14 protein-coding genes are annotated in these 17,990 nt (G+C 69.5%); 8 read left to right on the top strand and 6 right to left on the bottom strand.

Going from position 1 to position 17,990, the window contains the following annotated elements; genetic code table 11:
* Positions 1-11 precede the first annotated feature (11 nt).
* The 4 genes from GQ57_RS16440 to GQ57_RS16455 form a co-directional block, all read right to left on the bottom strand.
* Positions 12-935 carry a LysR family transcriptional regulator gene (locus GQ57_RS16440; RefSeq protein ID WP_031401577.1) on the bottom strand — a complete coding sequence of 308 codons (924 nt, stop codon included), beginning with the start codon at positions 933-935 and terminating at the stop codon, positions 12-14.
* 123 nt (positions 936-1,058) lie between these two features.
* Positions 1,059-1,586, bottom strand: coding sequence for a flavin reductase family protein (locus GQ57_RS16445; RefSeq protein WP_031401578.1), 528 nt, complete (start codon positions 1,584-1,586; stop codon positions 1,059-1,061).
* A gap of 65 nt (positions 1,587-1,651) precedes the next feature.
* Entirely contained in the window at positions 1,652-2,878 is a 1,227-nt protein-coding gene (locus GQ57_RS16450; protein WP_031401579.1) for an FAD-dependent monooxygenase, read from the bottom strand.
* 40 nt (positions 2,879-2,918) lie between these two features.
* Entirely contained in the window at positions 2,919-3,965 is a 1,047-nt protein-coding gene (locus GQ57_RS16455) for an LLM class flavin-dependent oxidoreductase (RefSeq protein ID WP_235212767.1), read from the bottom strand.
* Between the two features lie 285 nt (positions 3,966-4,250).
* On the opposite strand from GQ57_RS16455, the gene GQ57_RS16460 reads away from it, so the two are divergent.
* The 4 genes from GQ57_RS16460 to GQ57_RS16475 all read left to right on the top strand — a co-directional run bounded on the left by GQ57_RS16460 (position 4,251) and on the right by GQ57_RS16475 (position 8,421).
* Positions 4,251-5,051, top strand: a complete 801-nt coding sequence (locus GQ57_RS16460) for a 2-amino-3,7-dideoxy-D-threo-hept-6-ulosonate synthase (RefSeq protein WP_031401581.1) — start codon at positions 4,251-4,253, stop codon at positions 5,049-5,051.
* Positions 5,052-5,103: 52 nt separating this feature from the next.
* Positions 5,104-6,165 carry a 3-dehydroquinate synthase II gene (locus tag GQ57_RS16465; protein ID WP_034198423.1) on the top strand — a complete coding sequence of 354 codons (1,062 nt, stop codon included), beginning with the start codon at positions 5,104-5,106 and terminating at the stop codon, positions 6,163-6,165.
* Between the two features lie 55 nt (positions 6,166-6,220).
* A complete protein-coding gene (locus GQ57_RS16470; RefSeq protein ID WP_031401583.1) occupies positions 6,221-7,321 on the top strand; it encodes a 3-dehydroquinate synthase II family protein in 1,101 nt (366 codons plus the stop codon).
* Positions 7,322-7,398: 77 nt separating this feature from the next.
* Entirely contained in the window at positions 7,399-8,421 is a 1,023-nt protein-coding gene (locus GQ57_RS16475) for a methyltransferase (RefSeq protein WP_034198424.1), read from the top strand.
* Positions 8,422-8,439: 18 nt separating this feature from the next.
* Here the strand turns inward: GQ57_RS16475 and GQ57_RS16480 are convergent, their stop codons facing one another.
* A complete protein-coding gene (locus tag GQ57_RS16480; protein WP_031401585.1) occupies positions 8,440-9,147 on the bottom strand; it encodes a FadR/GntR family transcriptional regulator in 708 nt (235 codons plus the stop codon).
* A gap of 302 nt (positions 9,148-9,449) precedes the next feature.
* On the opposite strand from GQ57_RS16480, the gene GQ57_RS16485 reads away from it, so the two are divergent.
* Positions 9,450-11,702, top strand: coding sequence for a TonB-dependent siderophore receptor (locus GQ57_RS16485; RefSeq protein ID WP_235212768.1), 2,253 nt, complete (start codon positions 9,450-9,452; stop codon positions 11,700-11,702).
* A 113-nt stretch (positions 11,703-11,815) separates the two neighbouring features.
* Complete coding sequence (locus tag GQ57_RS16490) at positions 11,816-12,739, top strand: alpha/beta hydrolase family protein (protein WP_052001344.1); 924 nt, start codon at positions 11,816-11,818, stop codon at positions 12,737-12,739.
* Between the two features lie 117 nt (positions 12,740-12,856).
* On the opposite strand, the gene GQ57_RS16495 is transcribed toward GQ57_RS16490, so the two are convergent.
* Positions 12,857-13,780 carry a LysR family transcriptional regulator gene (locus GQ57_RS16495; protein WP_034198425.1) on the bottom strand — a complete coding sequence of 308 codons (924 nt, stop codon included), beginning with the start codon at positions 13,778-13,780 and terminating at the stop codon, positions 12,857-12,859.
* A gap of 130 nt (positions 13,781-13,910) precedes the next feature.
* On the opposite strand from GQ57_RS16495, the gene GQ57_RS16500 reads away from it, so the two are divergent.
* Positions 13,911-14,843 carry a DMT family transporter gene (locus GQ57_RS16500; protein WP_063934575.1) on the top strand — a complete coding sequence of 311 codons (933 nt, stop codon included), beginning with the start codon at positions 13,911-13,913 and terminating at the stop codon, positions 14,841-14,843.
* 599 nt (positions 14,844-15,442) lie between these two features.
* The gene (locus GQ57_RS16505) at positions 15,443-17,956 is read left to right on the top strand and encodes an EAL domain-containing protein (protein WP_034198426.1); all 2,514 of its coding nucleotides are present in this window, start codon (positions 15,443-15,445) and stop codon (positions 17,954-17,956) included.
* The last annotated feature ends 34 nt before the right edge of the window (positions 17,957-17,990 follow it).

The following is a 17,990-nucleotide window of genomic DNA, read 5'->3' on the forward strand; positions in this document are numbered from 1 at the left end:
TGACGCATGCGTCACGCATGCGCCGGATGCAGCGCCGGCTGCCCGATGCACAGCCCGCGCACGACCCGCCGCAGCCACTGGTGCGCGGGGTCGCTCTGGAAGCGCGGATGCCAGGCCTGCGTGATCAGCACGGTTTCGAGCGGCACGGGCAGCTCGAACATGCGCACGCCGATCCCGGAGCGCACCGCGCCGCGCGCGAGATGCTCGGGCAGCGGCAGGATCAGGTCGGACGCCTGCAGCGAGAAGATCGCCGCATAAGGCGTCGGCACGACGAGCAGCACGTGCCGCGCGAGGCCGCGCGCGGCCAGCGCGTCGTCGATCGGCCCCGCCGACTTGCCGCGCCGCGACACGCCGATGTGCGGCCAGCGGGCGAACCGCTCGGGCGTGATGTCGTCGTCGAAGATCGGGTGGTCGTGGCGCGCGAGGCCGACGAAGGTGGTCGTGAACAGCGGCTGCACGCGGATCTCCGGCCCGAGGCGGCGCGACGCGCTGATGAACAGGTCGATGCGGCCGCTGCGCAGCGCGTCGTCGTCGATGTCGTCTTCCTCGGGCATGAAGCGCAGCATCGCGCGCGGCATCCCGCGCGCCATTTCCTCGAGCAGGCGGCTGCTGTGCAGGCCGACGAAGATGTCGTTCGCGCGCACGTTGAACTGCTTGTCGAGCGTGCCGAGATCGATTTCCGCGGACGGCGCGAGCAACTGCGACGCGCGCTCCACGGTCTCGCGGACGACGCCGCGCAGCTCGAGCGCGCGCGGCGTCGGCACCATCTTGCGGCCCGCCTGCACGAAGATCGGATCGCCGACCGTTTCGCGGATGCGTGCGAGGGTGCGGCTCATCGCCGGCGGGCTGAGGTTCATGCGGCGTGCGGCGCCGACGACGCTGCCCTCTTCGAGCAGCGCGTCGAGCGAAATCAGCAGGTTCAGGTCGGGTGCCATCGGCTTCTCCGTTTCATCGCGTGCATGCGGCGCAATGGTAGTGCGGGATACGCGCGCGCGGCGTAACTGCAGCGCACGCAACGATTGCGCGCGGCATCACGCGTGACGCACGCATCGAGCGGGTCATCGCCCGGCGCCGGCATCGTGCGGCAGCGAGCGGACGGCGGCGAACGCGCCGTTGACGTACATCAGCGGGTTGACGTCGTCGGACATCGCGACGCGCGTGACCCGTCCGACCAGGATCGAATGCGAGCCGACCTCGACCTGCTCGAGCGTGTCGCAGAAGAACGAGGTCTGCGCGTTCTCGAGATAGGGCAGGCCGGTCGCCGCGTCGGTGCGCCACGCATCGTGCGCGAAGCGCGCGTCGGAGCCGGTCGTGCTGCACGCGAGCGCGAGCGGCACGTGGCAGCTTCGCAGCGCGTTCACGCAGAAGCGCCGGCGGCCGGTGATCGACGCATGAATGCTGGCGCGCCGGTTGATGCACACCAGCACGGTCGGCGGATCGAGCGCGACCGACGTGAACGAGCTGGCGGTCAGCGCGTACGGTGCGGCGTCGGCGTCCGCGCCGCCGGTCGTGACGATCGTGACGGTGGCGGCGACGCCGCGCATCGCCTGTTTCAGTTGCTGCGCAATGTCCACGGTGTTCTGCATGATGCGGTCCTGTCGCAAGAAGGGGCCGGCGCCGCGCGGCGATCCGCGCGGCGCCGGGGCGGGCGTCAGCGCGGATAGGCGTCGGCCCAGGTCCACTGGTAGGACTTGAAGTCCGCGCGGCGCGACTTGAGCTCGGCGTCGCGCGCCTGTTGCTCGGGGCCGTCCGGCAGGTGGAACACGCCGCCGTTGCCGGCCGAGGCAAGCTGGATGCGCGCGCTGCGGTCGATCCGCAGGCGCTGGTACTCGACGAGCGCCGCGCCGAGCGCGTCCTTCGACGCGAGCCCGGTCACGCACCGGCCGAGCACCACCGCGTCCTCGAGCGCCTGCGCGGCGCCCTGAGACTGGTACGGCAGCATCGGATGGCAGGCGTCGCCGAGCAGGCACACGCTGTCCCATACCCAGCGCGTGAGCGGCTGGCGGTCGTGCAGCGACCAGCGGCTCAGGTCCGACGCGCAGCGGATCAGCCCGACGAGGCGCGGATCCCAGCCGTCGAGCTCGGCCTCGAGCGTCGCGCGGTCGCCCTTGCTGCTCCACGATTCGCGCGTGCTGCCGTCGCCGGGCACGATCACGACGAGGTTCAGCAGTCGGCGGTCGCGCACCCAGTAATGGATCGCGTGCCGCCCGGGCCCGAGCCAGATCGTCACCTGCGGCTCCGCGACGATCTCGTGGACGGGCGAGCCCGGATCGATCGCGTCGGCGTCGATCAGCGCGCGATACGCGTCGTCGCCGCTGTAATGCGGCGCGTCGTCGCCGAGCAGCGTCTGGCGCAGCGTCGAATGGATGCCGTCCGCCGCGACGACGAGATCGGCGCGCCAGCGCGTGCCCGCCGCATCGACGACCGTCGCGCCGTCCGGCCCGCAGGCGTCGAGCCCGCGCACCGCGACGCCGCCGAGTACGACGGCGGGCGGGCCGGCCGTGAGCGGGTCGCGCACGGCGTCGAGCAGCACGGCGTGCAGGTCCGCGCGATGCGCGTTCCAGTACGGCGCGTCGAAGGCGGCCTCGACGTCGGCGCCGAGCGGGAACGTGCCGAGCAGGCTGCCGTCCTGCCAGCGGCGGCGGATCGTCGCCGTCGGCGCGACGGCCGCCAGCCGCTGCCGGTCGAGCACGCCCAGCGCGCGCAGCGCGCGCGTGGCGTTCGGCACGACCTGCAGGCCGGCGCCGACTTCCCGAAAGGCCCGGCTCTGCTCGAGGACGGTGACCCGATGGCCGGCGCGGCGCAGCGCGAGCGCGGCGGCAAGGCCGCCGATGCCGGCGCCGACGACGATCGTGTCGAGCGACAGGGACGGTGTCATGGGCGGGTTCGCGGTAGCTCCGGAATCGATCGGCATGGCGTCACAGCCCCGGCAGCACGTCGCGGGCGAACACCTCCAGGTTGTTGCTCATCAGCTCGTACGGCTGTGCGCCGTAGTCGATGTGCCACAGGATCGTGTCGAGGCCGAGATCGGCTTCGAGCGCGCGGATGCGCTGGCGCACGGTCTCGGGCGTGCCGAGCACGGCGGTCGCGTCGAGGTCGGCCGTGTCCATGCCGCCCATCTTGTTCTTCATCGCCTCGTTGTAGCCCTGGTACGCCGACGACTGCACCTGCTCCCAGGATTTCGCGGCTTCCGCGAAATAGCGCCAGTGATGGCGCAGGCGCGGCTCCGCGAGCGCCAGCGCGTGCGCGTCCGAGGTGCCGATCATCAGCGGGATGCTGATCGCGACCTGCGGCTGGCGGCCGGTGTGGCCGTGGTGACGCGCGAACGTGTCGCGATAGAGCGCCACCATCTCCTGCGTCTTCGCGAGCGCGGCCTTGCGCGGCGGCGCGGCCATCAGCAGGTTGAAGCCGCGTTCGCCGATCCACTCGAAGCTCGACGGCGTGAGCAGCGCCGCGACCCAGACCGGCGGGCGCGGCTGCTGCGTCGGGCGCGGCAGCGAGTGCGCGTCCTGGTAGCGGAAGAACGGCGTGTCCTCGCTGACCGATTCCTCGGACAGGAGCCGCACCGTCGCGTCGATCGTCTGCTGGAACCGCGCCTTGCTCGAATCGAGATCGATGCCGAACGCGTCGAACTCGTACGGCAGGAATGCGCGCGCGAAACCGAGTTCGAGCCGCCCGTTCGAGATCGCGTCGAGCTGGGCGGCCTCGGCGGCGAGCTGGATCGGATGGTGGAACGACGCCTGGATGCCGCCCGTCATCAGGCGGACCGATTCGGTCCGCGCGGCCGCGGCCGCGAGGAACATCAGCGGCGACGGGCTGTAGCCGCCGTACGGCTTCAGGTAGTGCTCGGTCATCTTCACGTACGTGTAGCCGAGCCGGTCCGCCAGCGCGCTGAGCTTCAGCGCGTGTGCGTAGTAGTCGGCCGCTGAGCGGTCGGCCGGGCCGGTATCGGGCAGAAAGGACACGCCGAACTTCATAGACACCTCACAGGTTGATGTGCTGCCGTTGTCTGCAAAGGGGAAACGATGCCGCGTCGAATGCGTCCCCTGGTCGGGAAACAGGATCGCTCGCAATGTACTTGCAAGGATGATCCAATCATAGGATGATTGGGTCTATGCAAGTCTTACACGTTGCAAGAGTTGCTGCAAGCGTTGCTCGGTTGTTGCTCCAGTTCCGCCCGCATGCGGGCACCCCGGGGGCAGGCTGAAGTCGAACGGGCCGGCCTCTCCATTTCTGGCGAGGAATCACGGATGAACTCTCTTCTATCGGTTTCTGGCAAGGCGCTCAGGATGCGGCGCGTGGTGCGCGCCGCGTCGGGCAAGTGTTTGATGGTGCCGCTCGACCATTCGCTCGCGGATGGCCCGATCGCCCATCCGCAGCAGTTGCGGCAGCTCGTCGGCGACATCGCCGCGCACGGCGGCGACGCGATCGTCGTGCATCGGGGCCGCGCGCGTTTCCTGTCGCCCGAGGTGCTGAGCGATCTCGCGCTCGTCGTGCACCTGAACGGCAGCACGCGTTACGCGGAAGACGCGAACGCGAAGACGCTGTTCGCGAGCGTCGAGGACGCCGTGGCGAGCGGCGCGGATGCGGTCAGCGTGCACGTGAATCTCGGCTCCAGGACGGAAACCCAGCAACTGCTCGACCTGAGCCGCATCGCGACCGAGTGCGCGCGCTGGTCGATGCCGTTGCTCGCGATGATCTATCCGCGCGGCCCGGGCCTCGGAGATCGTCCGCAGACCGAACTGATCGCCCATGCGGCGAACGTCGCGGCGGATCTCGGCGCCGACATCGTCAAGCTGCCGTACAGCGGCGATGCCGCGAGCATGGCCGACATCATCGCCGGCTCGTCGCTGCCGGTGCTGGTCGCGGGCGGCGCGAAGCTGCCGGAGGACGAGTTCGTCGCGTTCACGTCGCGCGTGATGCATGCGGGCGCGCTCGGCATCGCGGCGGGCCGCAACGTGTTCGCCGCGCCGAAGGCCGCACCGCTGATCCGCCGCCTGTCCGACGCCGTGCACGGCGTCGAGCGGCGCGCCGCGCACCTGGCGGCCTGATCCGGCACGCCGGGCCGTCGCGCCCGGTTTCTTTCGATCATCGAGGGTTTCCATGCTTCGCTATCCGTGGATCGACCTGCGCGCGCTCGGCGCGCAGGCAGGCGCCGTCGCGGCCGATGCGGCGAGAGCCGGCGCGCGCCGCTTCGTGGTGGCCGAGGCCGACCGCGACGCATACGCGGCCGGCGCGGCCGCGCAACTGGCCGTTTCGCCGGCGGGCGTCGTGACGCTGGCCGACGACGCACATGCACCGCTCGCGGGCGTTTGCGTGCGGATCGGCGGCGCGGCCGACTTCGAGGCCGCGCGCGCGGCGATCGCGCGGCATGCGCTCGTCCTGCTCGACTATGCACTCGCGACCACGGTGCCGCTCGAGCGGCTGCTCGCGCAGGCCGGCGCCGCCGCATGCCGCATCGTCGTCTCGCTGGCCGATCCGCACGCCGCGGCCTATCTCGCGAGCCGGCTCGAGCAGTCGCCGGTCGACATCGCGTTCGCGCCGCATGATGCGGCCGCGCTGCGCGGGATGCTGGCCGCGTGCGGCGAGCTGCGCCCGCGCGAGCCGCTGAAACTGAAAACATTCGAAGTACAGAGTGTCGAGCCGATCGGCGTCGGCCTGCACGCGGTGATCGACGGCTGCTCGCAGCTCGACGGCGACGAATGCGTGCTGACCGGCGCGAGCGCGACCGGCCTGCTGCTCGTTGCCGCCGGCGCCGCACGCGCGCCGGGCCGGCCGCTCGCGTTCGGCATCGACGCGGGCTCGGCCGAATCGTTCGTGTTCTGCGGCGGCGACCGCACCCGCCAGCTGTCACGGCTGCGTTCGGGCGAACGGATCCTCACGGTCGACCCGGCGGGCGATACGCGCGCGATCGTGGTCGGCCGCGTGCGGATCGAATCCGCGCCGCTCGTCGCGCTGCACACGCGCAGCGCGTCCGGCGCGAACGTGCGCGTCGTGATGCGCGGCGACGGCGCGGTACGGGTGCGAACCGACGACGGCGCCTGCGTCGGTCTTGCCGATGTTGCGCCCGGCTTCCGGCTTGCGGGCCATGAGCCGGGCGTCGGCTGGGTGGATTGCCGGATGAGGGCCGCCGCGTCGCGTTCGGCCGTCTCCGTCAGCCGCTAGTTTCATCCTTGTCTTGTCCCTCAACCTGCGTTATCCCCATCGAAGGAGATTGGCCTTGAAGAAGCTTTCCTGGATTGACCTGCGCAACATCGGCGAGCTCGCGGACGAGATCACCGAGGAGGCGTTGCATGTCGGCGTGTCCGCATTCGTCGTGAAGGATGCGGAGCAGGCCGGGCGGTTGCCTCCGAGCGCGTGCAAGGTCGCGGTCGTCGATCGCCAGCCGGTCGACGCTGCGCTGCTCGAGCAGGTGCAGATCGTCCTCGTGAAGGACGGCTTGCCGGTCGATTTCGCGGTGCCGGACGGTGTCGAGCTTGGCGTGTTCATCGAGGTGACGGGCGAGACGACGCTCACGCGCGCCTGCGAGCTGTCGACGGTCACGCCGTGGCTGCTCGTCGAGTTCCTGCAGGATCCGAGCAAGATCCCGCTCGAAATCCTGCTGGCCGCCGCCGATCGCGCGTCGGGCGAACTGATCACCGTCGTCGCCGACCTCGAGGACGCGGAAGTGACGCTGAACGTGCTGCAGCGCGGCCCCGAGGGCGTGCTGCTCACGCCGACGCAAGTCGGGCAGGCCACGCAGCTCGTGTCGATCTGCAGCGACACGGTCGAGGACCTGCAACTGGAGGAAATCGAGATCGTCGGGCTCACGCACCTCGGGCCGGGCGAACGGGTGTGCGTCGATACGTGCTCGCGTTTCGAACAGGACGAAGGCATCCTCGTCGGCTCGTACTCGACCGGCATGATCCTGATCAGCAGCGAGACGCACCCGCTGCCGTACATGCCGACGCGCCCGTTCCGCGTGAACGCGGCCGCGCTCCATTCGTACGTCGTCGCACCGGACAACCGGACGCGCTACCTCGCCGAGCTCGAATCGGGCGCGGAAATTCTCGCGGTCAACGCGCAGGGCAAGGCGCGCCGCGTGGTGGTCGGGCGCGCGAAGGTCGAGACGCGGCCGCTGCTGCTGATCGAGGCGAAGAACGCCGCCAACCGCGCGATCAACATCATCGCGCAGGACGACTGGCACGTGCGCGTGCTCGGGCCGAAGGGCAGCGTGCACAACATCACGGAGCTCAAGCGCGGCGACCGCATCCTCGGCTACACGCTCGATGCGCAGCGCCACGTCGGCTACCCGATCCGGGAATTCCTGCACGAGCAGTGATCCGCGTGCTGCGTTGACGATGCGATCGCGCGGTGCATCACGCACCGGCGCGATCGGAACATGTTGAGGAGTGCTTTATGGAAAATGCGGCAAAACAGGTGCTGGATACGCTGTTCGGACGATGGCGCAGCCGGATCCTGTATGCGGGCACGCGGCTCGGCGTGTTCGATGAGGTGACGACGGATACGCCGGTCTCGTCGGCCGCGCTCGCGGCGCGGCTCGACGTGGACGAGCCGCTGCTGTACCGGCTGCTGCGGGCGCTCGCGTCGCTCGGCCTGCTCGACGAGGATGTGCGCCGCGGCTTCAGGGCCACCGAGTCGGGAGCGCTGCTGCACGCGGACGCCGCGAGCACGCTGCGCGACTTCGTGCTGTTGCAGGAGGGCCCCGAGCACTACGCGATCTGGGCGCACCTGCCCGACATGGTGCGCGAGGGGCAGCAGAACGGCTTCGTGCGCGAGTTCGGCGCGATGGCGTTCGACTATGCGAAGGATCACGCGCGCTACCGCACCGATTTCAAGCGCGCGATGTCGAGCTTCTCGACCGTGCAGTCGGAACAGGTCGTCGATGCGCTGCGCGACGTGACGTTCGCGCCGGGCGCGCACGCGTGCGACATCGGCGGCGGCCAGGGGCACATGCTGTGCACGCTGCTGCGGCGGTTCGGGGCGCTGACCGGCGTCGTGTTCGACCTGCCCGAGGTGATCGAAGGCGACGCCGACGGCTGGGCGCAGCGGATGGGCGTGAGCGCGCGTTGCAGCAAGGCGGGCGGCAACATGTTCGAGGCGGTGCCGGCGGCCGACGTCTACCTGCTGAAGCTGATCCTGCACGACTGGAACGACGACGAGTGCGTGGCGATTCTCAAGCGGGCGCGTGAAAGCGCCCGGGACGGGGCGCGCGTGTTCGTGATCGAACGGGTCGTGCCGGCCCCGGGCGTCGCGCATTTCTCGAAGCTCTACGACATCCACATGATGTGCTGGGGCAGCGGCCGCGAACGCACGCGTGACGAATACGAGGCGTTGCTCGGCGCCGCCGGCTGGCGTCCGGCCGGGGTGCGCTCCGCGCCGGACGGGCAGATCGACGTGATCGAGGCGGTTGCCGCGTAGCGCCCGCCGCGCCCGTCGTCAGGCGGCGGGCGTCTCGCGGGTCTCGAGCCAGGTCATCTGCGGCTTGAGGATCGCGAGGGTCGCGCGCACCGCCTTGTTCTCGTCGCGCTGTTCGATCGCATCGAGCACCGCCTGGTGCGCCTGCATGTCGGGTTCGGGAATCTCGGCCTCGTCGAGCTCGACGAGGACGTCTTCCACGTTCGCGAGGATCGAGCCCGAGAAGTAGCGGTACAGCGCTTCGAGCGCGTGATTGTGCGATGCCGTGGCCACGGCGATGTGGAACGCGCGGTCGCGCTCGACGAACTTCTTCACGTCGCGCGCCGCCTCGCGCTCGCCGCGCGCCTTCAGCAGCTTGCGCAACGCGGCGAGATCCTCGTCGGTGCGCCGGCGCGCCGCGTAGCGCGCGCATTCCGTTTCGAGCATGCATTGCAGTTCGAGGTGGTCGCTGCGCGCGGCGCGATCGACGTTGCGCATCGTCTCGGCCGGATCGACGTTGCGCCGCACGTAGGTGCCGTCGCCCTGGCGCACTTCGAGCACGCCGGAATACGCGAGCGTGCGCACCGCCTCGCGCACCGTGTTGCGCCCGACCTCGAGCTGCTTCGCGAGATCGAGTTCGGTCGGAATGCGCTGACCGACGCGCCAGATACCCGACGTGATATTGGACTTGAGGATCTCGATTGCCGAATCGACGAGGGAGTGCCGGGTGGCCGGGGGCAGGCTGGACATTGCGTGGGTCACTTTAAACTTGAGAGTGACACTATCCTATCATCGGATCATTTATTTGGTCGTTCAGGATAACGACATTCATACATGACATTTTGTTAACGTCAGACGAATAGCGGGGCGATTCATTCATGCGCGCCGCACATTCGTCGATTGCGTCTACCGGCATTTACCCGCGCCGCTACGGCGTAAATGATTCCCATTTGCTGTTCAGTCGAGGCCGCCGTTGCAACGGTGGCCCTTCTCCCTACCCGCGGGCGCGGTGGATTCGCCGACGTCCGTCCCCGATTTTCGGATAACCCGATATGAGTCAATTACACACCGGCCGCCGTGCGCGGCCTGGAATTCCGTTGTCGCGCGCGGCATGGCGGCGTGCGCCGGGCTGGGCGGTCGCGCTGGCCTGTGCGGCCGCCATGCCGGTTGCCGTGGCGGCGCGGGATGTGCAGGATGCGCAGGACGCAGGCGAGCCCGCGGAGGCGCCGTTGCTCGCGCCGATCGTCGTCGACGGGCGGCGCGAGACGGGCGACGGCCCGGTGCGCGGCATCGCGGCCGACGTCTCGCGCGCGGGCACCAAGACCGACACGGCGATCGTCGAGGTCCCGCAGGGCCTGTCGGTCGTCACGCGCGAACAGATGGACCAGCAGGACGTGCACAGCGTCGGCGACGCGCTGCGCTACACGCCGGGCACCTACTCCGATTCGCGCCCCGGCGGCGTGCTCGAGAGCGTGTTCCTGCGCGGCTTCGGCGGCTTCGCGGCGGCCGCGATCAATCCGCAGATGCTCGACGGCCTGCCGCTGCCGAAAGGCATCAACTGGGCCGCGAGCGTCGTCGATCCGTGGACGCTCGAACGCATCGACGTGCTGCGCGGCCCCGCGTCGGTGCTGTACGGGCAGGCGAGCCCCGGCGGCATCGTCGACATGGTCAGCAAGCGGCCGACGCGCGACGCGCAGCACCTGATCGCCGTGCAGACCGGCAACCGCGATCGCGGGCAGCTCGCGTTCGACTTCAGCGGGCCCGTGACGCAGGACGGCACCTGGCGCTACCGGATCGACGGCCTCGCGCGCCGCGCGGACGAGCAGATCGATTACTCGAAGCAGCAGCGCATCGTCGTCTCGCCGTCGCTGACGTGGCAGCCGAACGCCGACACCAGCCTCACGCTGCTCAGCTCGTTCCAGCGCGATCCGCACAACAACTTCGCGGGCTGGCTGCCGGCCCTCGGCACGCTGTGGGAGGACGGAGGCCGGCGGCTTCCGACGCGCTTCTATCCGGGGCTGCCGGGCTTCGACACGTACGACCGCACGCAGGCGATGATCGGCTATGCGTTCGAGCATCGTTTCGATTCGACGTGGAAGGTCCGGCAGAACGTGCGCTATACGCACCTCGACGTCGACTTCGAGGGCGCGGCCGTCAATTTCTTCATGCCTTATCTGTCGCCGGGCGTACTGAACCGTTCGCTGTCGTGGTCGCGCGAGCACGTGAACCATCTCGCGCTCGACAACCAGGCCGAGATGCGCGTGATGACGGGGCCGGTCGAGCATACGGTGCTGGCCGGGCTGTCGTACGAGCATGCGGTGGCGAACCTCGTCGGCTCGGGCTTCGGCGCGGCGCCGCCGCTCGATACGCGTGCGCCCGACTACGGGCAGCCGTTCACGGTGCCGCCGGTCTCGCAGCAGACCCGCCAGACGCCCGACCGCATCGGCGTCTACCTGCAGGACCAGGTGCGCTGGAATCGCTGGGTCTTCACGCTCGGCGGGCGCCAGGAATGGTCGCGCACGACCACCGACGACCTGCTGCACGCGTCGAGCGTGCAGCAGAGCGCGCGCGCGTTCACCGGCCGCGCGGGCGCGGTCTACCTGTTCGACAACGGCTTCGCGCCGTACCTGAGCTATTCGACGTCGTTCGAGCCGGCGCTCGGCACGCGCTTCGACGGCCAGCCGTTCACGCCGACGAGGGCGAAGCAGTTCGAGCTCGGGCTGCGCTACCAGTCGCCGGACCAGCTGCACACCGCGTCGGTCGCCGCGTTCGACATTCGCCAGCGCAACGTGCTCACCGCCGATCCCGAGCATCCGTTCTTCAACGTGCAGACGGGCGAAGTGCGCTCGCGCGGCATCGAACTGGAGGGCCGCACGCGCGTATGGAAGCAGCTGGACGTGATCGCCGCGTATACGTATCTCGACACGACGGTGCAGGCCGATACCGATCCGACCGTCGTCGGCAAGCGCGTGGCGGCCGTGCCGCGCCATCTCGCGTCGCTGTGGCTCGACTACGCGGTCGACCGGCCCGGGCTGCGCGGGCTGAAGGTGGGCGGCGGCGTGCGCTATATCGGGCGCAGCGCGGGCGACAACGTCAACACGTTCGACGTGCCGGCCGTCGTGCTCTTCGACCTCGGGCTGTCGTACGACCTGGGCGTCGAGCGGCCCGCGTGGAAGGGGTGGCGCATCGGCGCGCACGTGAACAACCTGTTCGACCGGACCTATGTGTCGTCGTGTTTTTCGGCGGGCGGATGCTTTTACGGCACGCGGCTGACGGTGACGGGCGACCTCAGCTACCGGTGGTGACGGCGGGCGGCGATCGCGATCGCGGTGCGGCCGCGTAGCCGCCCGGATACACTGTCGGCTTCGCCGCGCGCGTGACGGCGGCAGGCATCCCGGGATTCGTGGAGAGATCGCTCATGAGCATCGCCGTTCGTCGAAGCCGGATCGCCGCCCGCCTGTGCGGGTGGCTGGTCTCGGGCGCGCTGGTCGTTTTCGTCGCGGGTTGCGCGTCGACGGCGACCGAAGATACGTCCATCGCCGCCGATCTGCACGAAACCGTCGTCAGGGTTCCACTCGGCGAAGAGGCGGGTTCGCGCGAGATCGTCGCCACCACCTACATGCCGGACGGCCCCGGGCCCTTTCCGCTGATCGTGCTGAGCCACGGCAGCCCGCCCGATCCGGGCGACCGGCCGAAGGTGGGCCGCTACCGCGCGCTGCCGCAGATCCGGACGTTCGTGCAGCACGGCTTCGCGGTCATCGTGCCGATCCGCCGCGGGTACGGGGCGACGGGCGGCATCGACGAGGAGGACGCCGGTTCCTGCCGGCACCCGGATTACCTCGCCGCGGGCCAGCAGGCCGCGCGCGACGTGCTCGCGGCCGTCCGGTACGCGCAGGCGCTGCCGCAGGTGGACCGGAACCGCGTCGTGCTGGTCGGTCAATCGGCGGGCGGCTTCGCGTCGCTGGCGGCGGCAAGCCATGCGCCGCCGGGGGTGGTCGGCGTGGTGAACTTCTCGGGCGGCCGGGGCGGGAACCCGACGACCCATCCCGGCCAGCCGTGCGATCCGCAGCAGATGGCCGACACGATCGCGCACTTCGCGGGCACGACGCGCGTGCCGGTGCTGTGGCATTACGTCCAGAACGACAAGTATTTCGCGCCGGAAGTCGTGGCGACCTGGTTCGCCGCGTTTCAGGCGGCGGGCGGCCGCGGGCAGATGATCGTCGAGCCGCCGTTCGGCAAGAACGGTCACGGCATGTTCTCGGTCGAGACGGCGATCCCGATCTGGCTGCCGCACTTCGAGCAGTTCGTGGGGCCGCTGGTGGCGACGAAGCAGGGGAGTTGACGCCGGCGCCGCATGGCGTGAGCTTCGGCGTGAAGGCGTGAAGGCGTGAAGGCGTGAAGGCGTGAAAGCGTGAAAGCGTGAAAGCGTGAAAGCGTGAAAGCGTTACGGCGCGCAGGCTCAACCGCGCAAGCCGCCGGACTGCTCCACCAGCCAGTCGATCAACACCCGCACTTTCGGCGGAAGCAGCCGGTTCGGCGGATACAGCAACCAGACCGGCCCGCTGTAGGCGCGCGGCTCGAACAGCCATTCGGGCAGCAGGTGTACCAGCGTGCCGGCGCGCAGGTCGTCCCCGATCGCGAACTCCGGCAGGCTCGCGACGCCCCAGTCCTCCAGCGCGGCCTCGCGCCGGGCACTCACGTCGTTCGCGATATAGCGGCCTCTGACTTCGACGGTTTCCACGCGGTTGCCTTGCCGGAACGTCCATTGATGGTCGTCCGGCGTATCGCCGAGATACAGGCAGTCGTGTCGCGCAAGATCGCCGGGCGCGGCGGGCAGGCCGCGTGCGCGCAGATAGCCGGGCGATGCGCACGGCATCCACCGTACCGTGCCGAGCTGCCTCGCCACGAGGCCTTGCGGCGGTGTCGGGGTGGGCCGCACGACGAGGTCGACGTGATCGCGTATCGGATCGACCTCCCGGTCGTCGAATACGACCTGCACCTCCACTTCCGGGTAGGCGCGCAGGAAGCCGGGAATTTTCGGATGAATCAGGCTTTTCGCGAGCGAAATCGGCGCGCTGATGCTGACCCGCCCGCGCGGCTGCGCGGTCAGCTGGCTTGCCGCGTCGACGGCGCCGGACGCCGCGTCCAGCATGTCCCGGCAGTGGCGATACACCTGCATGCCGGACTCCGTCAGCCGGATGCGCCGGGTCGAGCGTTCGAACAATCGCACGCCCAGCGCCCGCTCGAGCCGCTGCACTTGCCGGCTGACCGTCGAAGGCGTCGTGCCGAGCGGGCGCGCGGCCGACGAGAAGTTGCCGGCTTCGACCACCTGCACGAAGGTCGCGAGATCCGGCAGCAACGGGATGAGTTCGGTCGGTGTCATGGGGGAGCGGGGCTGATCCGGGTGTCGCGTCTATTTGTGCGCCGGGCGCACAGGACGTATTCCCTGCGACCGGATTATCGCCGCCAATGCACTATCGGACAATCTGGACCTTTCGTAGGGGAGGTTCGTCATGCGCTTCCGGTCCGGCGTTTCCGCCGATCTGCTGCTTCTCGTCGTGGCTTTCATCTGGGGCACCAGCTATGCGGTGGTGAAAAGCGCGCTGCTCGTCTATCCGGTGCTGGGCCTGCTTGCGTTGCGCTTCGGCATCACGTTCGTGCTGCTGTCGCCCGCGCTGTGGTCGCTGCGCGGCTTGTCGCGTTCCCAGTGGGGCAGGATCGTCGGCGCCGGGTGCGTGCTGCTGGGGATTTTCCTGGCCGAGACGTTCGGCGTGAGGATGACGAGCGCATCGAATGCCGCGTTTCTGATCAGCCTGTGCGTGGTGATGACGCCGCTGGTCGAATGGGCGTGGCTCGGACGTGCGCCGGCCGGTGTCGAGTGGGCGGCGACCGGGTTGTCCGTGCTGGGCGCCTTTCTGCTCGGCGGCGGCCGATTCCATCTCACGCCGGGCGATGCGCTGGTGGTGCTGGCCGCGCTGTTGCGCGCGATCAACGTGTGCGCGACGAAGCGCGTCATGCAGGTGAGCGCCGTTTCACCGCTGGCGATGACGGCCGTGCAGGCCGGCGTCGTGTCGCTGGGCTGCGCGCTGCTCGCGCTGAGCGTCGCGAGGTCGGAATGGCAGCCGCTGCCGGCGTTCGCCGGGAATGCGCGTTTCTGGATGATCGTCGCCTATCTGGTCGCCGGCTGCACGTTGTTCGCGTTCTTCGTGCAGAACTACGCGGTCAGCCGCAGCACGCCGACACGCGTCGCGCTGCTGATGGGCAGCGAGCCCGTGTTCGGCGCGTTGTTCGCATACGCATGGCTCGGGGAGCGCGTATCCGTGCCGGCGTCGATCGGCGGCGGGCTGATCGTGCTTGCCTCCCTGCTGGCGTCGATGCACGGAAAGGCGGGGCGCGGCGGGGAGGGCGTCATGGAGGTCGAGGAGCCGAAACGGCTGGCCGCCTGACGGCGAGCGGCCGCGTGCGTGCGCGAGCCGGCGCTGGAACCCGGCAGGTTCGCCGCCCGACGCGGCCGGCCGTAGCCGCCCCCGCTATCCGCACGGTCGCGTTCGGGCGTCGGTCGGTTCACACCGGAAACCGGCCACGCCGGCCGAGGCTGGCCTGCTCGCTCCGTTGTCCGCGACGTATCAGGAAGCCATTCCCGCCGGTCCGCCGTGTGCGGCAAACGCGCCCGGCCAAGCGGCGGGCATCGACGCTTCATCCGGCCAACCGCCGCTTGATTTGCCGATACACGGCACAAATGTTGTATTCGCACTCAACTCTTGCCGGAACCTGTCGTTAACTCAGGGCGGCTGCCCCCGAGAGGGCGGTGCTCCGGCGTGTGGATCCGCCGGACGAGGGAGCGTCGAACGCGGCACCGGGGCCCATGCGCCCCGCCTGCCGCCGCGATGCCTCGAGCGATTGGTCAATTCCCCGTTTGCGCATTCGATGAGGACGCAACCATTCGCGGCAAGCAAGCGGGCGCCCCCTTGCTTGCCGCCGCGGGCGAGCCCGCAGGTTGCCGGATCGGAGTGCGCGGGCGAGGACTCTTCGTCCTGGTTAGAGAATGTATCCGAGCAGCTACGATGTTCCGATTGCGCGCCTCGTCGCGCGCCCGATCCTGTCCTGCGCGCCCGCCACGCCGGTGCGGGAAGTTGCGCGACGCATGTCCGCCGAGCGTTGCAGCTCGATCGTCGTGATGGCGGGGGAGCAGGTCGTCGGGATCTGGACCGAGCACGACGCCCTGGCGGCCGGCGACAATCCGCGCGGGATCGACCGGCCGATCAGCGAGGTGATGAGCCATCCGGTGCTGACGCTCGACGCGAGTACGCCGCTGGGCGAAGCCGCGATGCGGTTCAAGCAGTCGGGCGTGCGGCACTTCGTGGTGGTCCGGGAGGGCGCCGCGATCGGCGTGCTGACCCAGACCGACGTCGTCGTGAACCAGGGGGCGGAATTCTTCCTGCACCTGAAGGCGATCGAATCGATCCGCGTCCATCCGCCCATCGTGGTGCACGAGCAGGCCACGCTGCACGAGGTCGTCGCGCGGATGCGCGCGCAGCGGCTCGACGCGGTCGTCGTCGGCTACGACGACGGCGAGCACGGCATCCTGACCGAACGGGACATCGTCCGGCTGCTGGCGGACGGCGGCGCGCGGGGCACGGTGGGCGCCCACGCGAGCAAGCCGCTGCAGATGCTGACCGCGACGCAGAGCCTGTATGCGGCCCAGCGCTTCATGACCCAGCAGCACATGCGGCACGTCGGCATCCAGGGCGAGGATGGCCGGCTGACCGGGCTGCTGTGTTTCGCGGACGTGCTGCAGAGCATCGAGCACGAGTATGCGAACGAGCTGCGCAGCGCGTTGCGCGAGCGCGACGAGGCGCTGGGCCTTGCGCGCTTCAACCTGCGCATGGCGGATCGGGTGTTCGAATCGGCGCTCGAAGGCATCATGGTGACCGACCGCCACGCGCGGATCGAACGCGTCAACCAGGCCTTCACGCGCCTGACCGGCTACACCGAGGACGAGGTGATCGGGCGCGACCCGAGCCTGCTGAGTTCCGGGCGCCAGACGGCCGATTTCTACCAGCAGCTGTGGGCCGCGCTGACGACCGACGGCCACTGGCAAGGCGAAATCTGGAATCGCCGCAAGAGCGGCGAGGCGTTTCTCGAATACCTGACGATCACCAGCATCCGCGATAACGAAGGCGAGATCTCGCACTACGCGGCGATCTTCTCCGACATCACGCAGCGGCGCCAGGCCGAGGAGCGGCTGGGCTATCTCGCCACGCACGACGTGCTCACCGATCTCGCGAACCGCGCGCTGTTCGAGGAGCGGCTCGAGCACGCGATCGCCCACGCGAAGCGGCTCGGCCGCAAGGTCGCGGTGATGTATCTCGATCTCGACCGCTTCAAGCTGGTTAACGACACGCTCGGCCACAACGCCGGCGACGAGGTGCTGAAGAAGGTCGCGCGGCGCATCGTCGCGACCGTGCGCGCGAGCGACACGGTCGCGCGCATGGGCGGCGACGAATTCGCGCTCGTGCTCGAGGAGTTCGACGACGTCCGCGACGTCGGGCGGATCGCGCGCAAGCTGCTGGACGAAGTGGGGCGGCCGATCGATGTCGGTCGTCGCGAGATCTTCGTCACGCCGAGCATCGGCATCAGCATCTATCCGGACGACGGCACCGAGGCCGAGCACCTGATCCTGCTCGCGGACCAGGCGATGTACGGCGCGAAGAGCCGCGGCAGGAACGTGTTCCAGTTCTTCGAGAACAAGATGACGTCGTCGGCGATGGAGCAGCTGGAAACGCTCGGCGAGCTGCACCGCGCACTGGAGCAGAACGAGTTCCGCCTGTTCTACCAGCCGCAGTACGATCTGGCCAGCGGCCGGATCGTCGGCGTGGAGGCGCTGCTGCGCTGGCTGCATCCCCGCAAGGGCCTGGTGCCGCCGGGCGACTTCATCGGGCTGGCGGAGCGCTCCGCGCTGATCGTCCCGATCGGCCGGTGGGTGCTGCACGAAGCGTGCCGGCAGGCGCGCCGCTGGCTGGACGAAGGCTTCGAGTTCGGGCGCGTGTCGGTGAACGTGTCGGCGCGGCAGTGCTTCACCGACCACTTCCTCAGCGACCTGACGAGCATCCTCAGCGAAACGGCGCTGCCTGCCGAATGCCTGCAGCTCGAGTTGCTCGAAAGCATGGCGATGAACACCCGCGAGGAAATCGGCATCCTGCTGCGCGAGCTGGCGACGCGCGGGATCAGCCTGGCGATCGACGATTTCGGTACCGGCTATTCGTCTCTGGTGTATCTGAAGGATCTGCCCGTCGATACGCTGAAGATCGACCGGTCGTTCCTCACGGACTGCGGTTCGGGCAGCCCGGACGACGCGATCGTGCGCGCGATCGTCGCGATGGGGCGCGCGCTCGGGCTCGACGTCGTGATGGAGGGGGTCGAGACGGAGCAGCAACTGGCCTTCCTGCAGGAGATCGGCTGCCATCAGGTGCAGGGCTTCCTGTTCGCGCGGCCGCAGCCTGCCGAACAGCTGGCCGGGATGTCGTCGCGCCGCGCGGTCGAGTTGCTGGCCGAGTGACGCGGGGCGCGGCGTGATCGCGTGACGCAGGCGG

It is taken from the genome of Burkholderia sp. MSh2, from assembly GCF_000731655.1.
In the GTDB taxonomy this organism is placed as follows: domain Bacteria; phylum Pseudomonadota; class Gammaproteobacteria; order Burkholderiales; family Burkholderiaceae; genus Burkholderia; species Burkholderia paludis.

Bases quoted from the DNA above. Each gene is read 5' to 3' on its own strand.
- GQ57_RS16440 (WP_031401577.1), bottom strand. From the start codon at position 935: ATGGCACCCGACCTGAACCTGCTGATTTCGCTCGACGCGCTGCTCGAA.
- GQ57_RS16445 (WP_031401578.1), bottom strand. From the start codon at position 1,586: ATGCAGAACACCGTGGACATTGCGCAGCAACTGAAACAGGCGATGCGC.
- GQ57_RS16450 (WP_031401579.1), bottom strand. From the start codon at position 2,878: ATGACACCGTCCCTGTCGCTCGACACGATCGTCGTCGGCGCCGGCATC.
- GQ57_RS16460 (WP_031401581.1), top strand. From the start codon at position 4,251: ATGAACTCTCTTCTATCGGTTTCTGGCAAGGCGCTCAGGATGCGGCGC.
- GQ57_RS16465 (WP_034198423.1), top strand. From the start codon at position 5,104: ATGCTTCGCTATCCGTGGATCGACCTGCGCGCGCTCGGCGCGCAGGCA.
- GQ57_RS16475 (WP_034198424.1), top strand. From the start codon at position 7,399: ATGGAAAATGCGGCAAAACAGGTGCTGGATACGCTGTTCGGACGATGG.
- GQ57_RS16480 (WP_031401585.1), bottom strand. From the start codon at position 9,147: ATGTCCAGCCTGCCCCCGGCCACCCGGCACTCCCTCGTCGATTCGGCA.
- GQ57_RS16485 (WP_235212768.1), top strand. From the start codon at position 9,450: ATGAGTCAATTACACACCGGCCGCCGTGCGCGGCCTGGAATTCCGTTG.
- GQ57_RS16490 (WP_052001344.1), top strand. From the start codon at position 11,816: ATGAGCATCGCCGTTCGTCGAAGCCGGATCGCCGCCCGCCTGTGCGGG.
- GQ57_RS16495 (WP_034198425.1), bottom strand. From the start codon at position 13,780: ATGACACCGACCGAACTCATCCCGTTGCTGCCGGATCTCGCGACCTTC.
- GQ57_RS16500 (WP_063934575.1), top strand. From the start codon at position 13,911: ATGCGCTTCCGGTCCGGCGTTTCCGCCGATCTGCTGCTTCTCGTCGTG.
- GQ57_RS16505 (WP_034198426.1), top strand. From the start codon at position 15,443: ATGTATCCGAGCAGCTACGATGTTCCGATTGCGCGCCTCGTCGCGCGC.